The following is a 4689-nucleotide window of genomic DNA, read 5'->3' as shown; positions in this document are numbered from 1 at the left end:
GGGCGCCGACCGGCGGGGCGGTGCGCGGCCCCGCTCGGGCGGCGGCAACTCCGTGCAGGTCTTCGTCGGCCTGGGCCGACGCGCCGGGGTGCGCCCGCAGGATCTGGTCGGCGCGATCACCGGGGAGACCGGGATTCGCGGCCGGGACATCGGCTCGATCGAGATCGCCGACCGGTTCTCGCTGGTGGAGGTGCCGCAGGGGGTGGCCGACGAGGTGATCGCCGGGCTGCGGGCCAGCACGATCAAGGGCCGCAAGGCCACCGTGCGCCGCGACCGCGGACGCGACGAGCGCTGAGCACGCCGTCGGCGACCGCCGGGGTACGACGGTCGCCGACGGCCCGGTTCAGAAGGAGTACGGGCCGAAGCGGCCCCACGCCACCACGGCGGCGAGGACGAGCAGCACCGTGCAGGTGATCACGCCCTGGGTCTCCAGTTGACGCTCCTGGGCCGTCGTCCGCTTCCGGCGGTCGCGCAGGTGCACGAGGATGGCGCCGATCATGACGATGACCAGCCCGACCGCCGCGAGCGGGGTGAGCACTGTGGCGATGTCGGTGAGCGGGGGCAGCACCAGCCCGAGTGCGCCGAGCAGCTCGACGAAGCCGAGGGCCTTGACCTGTGACAGCGGGACCGGGTCGATCCACTTCATCCGGTCGCGCAGCTTCTCCTTGGGCTGGGTCAGCTTGGCCAGGCCGGCGCCGGCGAAGATGACGGCGAGCAGGATCTGGATGATCCAGAGCACCAGGTTCACGGGGATTCCTCCGGGGGTCGCCTCGCGGCGGAGAGATCGTTGAAGGTTCACGCGAACAGTAGCCGCTATCCGGGTACGTCAATGGCCCCCGCCGTCTGCGCGACGGCGGGGGCCATTGGTTCGGTGCGTCAGGCGGTGGCGAGTGCCGGACCGTCCAGCGCCTCGACGTCGGCCGGGCGCAGCGCCAGGGCGAGCACGTCGGCCACGTCGGCCAGGGTGTGCACGGTCAGCGCCTCGCGCACCTCGGCCGGCAGATCGTCCAGGTCCGGCTCGTTGCGGGCCGGGATGATGACCTCGGTGAGGCCGGCCCGGTGCGCGGCGAGCAGCTTCTGCTTCACCCCACCGATCGGCAGCACCCGGCCGGAGAGCGTCACCTCGCCGGTCATCCCGAACTCGGGCCGGACCGGCCGGCCGGTGACCAGCGACGCCAGGGCCGTCACCATGGTGATGCCGGCGCTCGGGCCGTCCTTGGGCACCGCGCCCGCCGGGAAGTGGACGTGGATCCGGCGTCCGGCCAGGGCGTTCGGGTCGATGCCGAACCGCCGCCCGTTGGAGCGCAGGTAGGACAGGGCGATGTGCGCGGACTCCTTCATCACGTCACCGAGTTGACCGGTCAGGGTCAATCCCGGCTCGCCCTCCATGCTTGTCGCCTCGATGAAGAGCACGTCCCCACCCGCGCCGGTGACGGCGAGGCCGGTGGCCACACCCGGCACCGCGGTGCGCTCGGCCGACTCCGGGGTGAACTTCGGCCGCCCCAGGTAGCTGGCCAGGTTGCCGGTGTCGACGCGGACCGGTGTCGGGTCGGTCGCCAGCGCCACCGCGACCTTGCGCAGGATCTTGGCGAGGCCACGTTCGAGCTGCCGGACGCCGGCCTCCCGGGTGTACTCGCCCGCGATCAGCGCCAACGCCTCGTCGGCGATCGCCACCTCGTCGGCGGTCAGCCCGGCCCGCTCCCGCTGCCGGGGCAGCAGGTGGTCCCGGGCGATGGCGACCTTCTCGTCCTCGGTGTAGCCGTCCAGCATGACCAGCTCCATCCGGTCCAGCAGCGGGCCGGGGATGGACTCCACCACGTTGGCGGTGGCCAGGAAGAGCACGTCGGAGAGGTCCAGGTCGACCTCCAGGTAGTGGTCCCGGAAGGTGTGGTTCTGCGCCGGGTCGAGCACCTCAAGCAGGGCGGCGGCCGGGTCACCGGCGTAGCCGGCGGCCAGCTTGTCCACCTCGTCGAGGAGCACGACCGGGTTCATCGAACCGGCCTCGCGCAGGGCGCGGACGATCCGGCCGGGCAGCGCACCCACGTAGGTGCGTCGGTGACCGCGGATCTCCGCCTCGTCGCGGACGCCACCGAGCGAGACCCGGACGAAGTTACGGCCGAGCGCCCGCGCCACGGACTCGCCGAGGCTGGTCTTGCCCACCCCGGGAGGACCGGCGAGGGCGAGCACCGCGCCGGAGCCGCGACCGCCGACCACACCGAGGTTGCGCTCGGCCCGCCGGTTGCGCACGGCCAGGTACTCCAGGATGCGGTCCTTCACGTCGGCCAGGCCGGCGTGGTCGGCGTCGAGCACCGCCCGGGCCGCGGCCAGGTCGGTGTTGTCCTCGGTACGCGTGCCCCACGGCATCTCCAGCACGGTGTCCAGCCAGGTACGGATCCAGCCCGCCTCCGGGGAGGCGTCACTGGCCCGCTCCAGCTTGCCGACCTCGCGCATGGCCGCCTCGCGGACCTTCTCCGGCAGCTCGGCGGACTCGACCCGGGACCGGTAGTCGGCCGAGCCGTCCGGCTCGTCCTCGCCCAGCTCCTTACGAATCGCGGCGAGCTGCTGACGCAGCAGGAACTCCCGCTGGGACTTCTCCAGCCCCTCCCGGACGTCACTGTTGATCTGCTCAGTGACCTCCTGCTCGGCCAGGTAGTCCTTCACCCAGCCGACCAGCAGCTCGAGCCGGGCGGTGACGTCCGGCGCGGCGAGCAGCTCGGTCTTCTGCTCCAGGGTCAGCCAGGGCGCGTAACCAGCCGAGTCGGCCAATTCGGAGAGGTCGGTCATCCGCTCCACGGCGTCGATGACCTGCCAGGCGCCACGCTGCTGGAGCACCGAGGTCACCAGGGCGCGGTACTCGCGGGCGAGTTCCCGGGCCTTGCCGGCGTGGGCGGGTTCGTCGAGTTCGGTCGCCTCGACCCAGAGCGCCGCGCCGGGGCCGGGCACGCCGGAACCGATCCGGGCCCGGGTCAGGCCGCGCACGACGGCGGCGGGCTCACCCTCGGGGAGCCGGCCGACCTTCTCGATGGTGGCGATGACGCCGACCGGGCCGTACTCGCCGTCGATGCGCGGCACGGCCAGCAGTTTGCGGTCGCCGGTCGCCCGCGCGCGTCGATCGCGGCCTGGGTTGTCGGGTCGAGGGTCACCGGGATGACCATGCCGGGCAGCAGCACGGCGTCGGTCAGGGGAAGTACCGGAAGAGTTGCCATCGAACACCTACCATCGCGTTGGGTTGAGCGTGTTTGACTCAAGTAACAAAGCGTTCCCCTTGTTCCGCTCTGTGACCCAGACCACTCCCCATGACCGTCCCGGTGGGTCGCCGCGCCGGCGCGGCGACCACCGGGACGCGTCAGGTGAGCTTGCTCTTCACCGTGTTCACCACCGAGCCGGCCACACCCGGGTTGGTGCCGTACAGCCGCGGGTCGCCCGGGGGCAGCACCGGCTCCGGAGCGTTCGCGCGCGGATTGTCGTCGTAGCGGAACTCGCCCTTGCCGTCCGGCGCGGGCCCGGACGCCCAGCGCCCCTCGGCGGAGTCGGTTCCCGAGGAGAAGCCCAGGTAGGTGTAGCCGTACTCCTCGCTGAGGTCACTGGAGTCCGGGAACGCCTCCGGCACCGGCATGTCCTCCAGCCCGTCCTCCCTGAGCTGCTCGATCGCCGCCAGCCACATGTTCTGGTGCATGGTGTCGCGGGCCAGCAGAAAGCGCAGCATCTGCTTGACGCCCGGGTCGTCGGTCATGTGGAACAGCCGGGCGACCTGAAGCCGGCCCTGCGCCTCCGCGGTGACGTTGAGCTGGAAGTCGGCCAGCAGGTTCCCGCTGGCGGTGACGTACGCGCCGTTCCACGGCACCCCGCTCGAGTCGGCCGGCAACGCGCCACCACCGGAGTGGATGAAGTGTGCCGGGTTCGACCCGGCGTACGTCGCCGCGCCACCGGGATCCTCCGCGATGCCTTCGGTCAACGACAGCGGCGCGTTGTCCAACAGCCGGGTGATCATCGTGACGATCATCTCGACGTGGCCCATCTCCTCGGTGCCGACGTCGAGCAGCAGATCCTTGTACTTGCCGGGCAGCCGGCAGTTCCACCCCTGGAAGAGGTACTGGTTGGCGACGGTCATCTCGCCCCACTTGCCGCCCAGCACCTCCTGCAACCGACGGGCGAACGCCGCGTCCGGGCCGTCCGGCTTGGCTTCGAACTGCAGATCCTTGACATGGCTGAACACTGGGCCTCCTCCGGGCACCGACAACGGGTCAGCAGGGCTGTCCCCGTCCCGCTGACCCGGCCGGGCCAACCTCTGGCCCGCTCGGGTCAGCGCGCCCGGCGGCCAGCGGAAGCAGCACCTCCACCGCCAGGCCGCGCGGCCGCAACCGGTGGACCCGCAGCGCTCCGCCGTCCGTCGCGACGAGCTGCCGCACGATCCACAGACCGAGCCCGGACATCCCGACCGCCGGCGTCGGGCGGCGCAGCGCGGCCAGCAGCGCGTCGTCGACCCGCCCCTCGTTGGTCACCAGGATGCTCAGACCGGGATTGCGCACTGTGGCGTAGAGCCCGACCTGCCCCTCCGGCGGTCCGTGCCGCAACGCGTTCTCCACCAGGTTGACCAGCACCTGCCGGGTCCGCCCGGCGGGCACCGGGCAGCGGAGCGCCCGCCGGGTGACCCGCGCGCGCCGCCGACCGACCGGCACCAGCGCGGCG

At 72.2% G+C, this 4689-nt stretch carries 4 protein-coding genes and 1 pseudogene; 1 reads left to right on the top strand and 4 read right to left on the bottom strand.

Going from position 1 to position 4689, the window contains the following annotated elements; genetic code table 11:
• Positions 1 to 295, top strand: a 295-nt coding sequence (locus JM949_RS33730) for a DbpA RNA binding domain-containing protein (protein ID WP_203152085.1), incomplete at its 5' end; no start/stop codon positions are given.
• A 48-nt stretch (positions 296 to 343) separates the two neighbouring features.
• Here JM949_RS33730 and JM949_RS33725 read toward each other — a convergent pair.
• The 4 genes and pseudogenes from JM949_RS33725 to JM949_RS33710 form a co-directional block, all read right to left on the bottom strand.
• Entirely contained in the window at positions 344 to 748 is a 405-nt protein-coding gene (locus tag JM949_RS33725; RefSeq protein ID WP_203152084.1) for a DoxX family protein, read from the bottom strand.
• A 128-nt stretch (positions 749 to 876) separates the two neighbouring features.
• Positions 877 to 3206: pseudogene (lon, locus tag JM949_RS33720) on the bottom strand (endopeptidase La).
• A 140-nt stretch (positions 3207 to 3346) separates the two neighbouring features.
• Positions 3347 to 4216 carry a manganese catalase gene (locus JM949_RS33715; protein WP_203152083.1) on the bottom strand — a complete coding sequence of 290 codons (870 nt, stop codon included), beginning with the start codon at positions 4214 to 4216 and terminating at the stop codon, positions 3347 to 3349.
• Between the two features lie 28 nt (positions 4217 to 4244).
• The coding region (locus JM949_RS33710) for a sensor histidine kinase (RefSeq protein ID WP_203152082.1) at positions 4245 to 4689 on the bottom strand (445 nt) is incomplete at its 5' end.

It is taken from the genome of Micromonospora tarensis, assembly GCF_016803395.1.
In the GTDB taxonomy this organism is placed as follows: domain Bacteria; phylum Actinomycetota; class Actinomycetes; order Mycobacteriales; family Micromonosporaceae; genus Micromonospora; species Micromonospora tarensis.
Note: the sequence above shows the minus strand (reverse complement) of the source record. Positions and strands in the feature narration are given on the sequence as shown.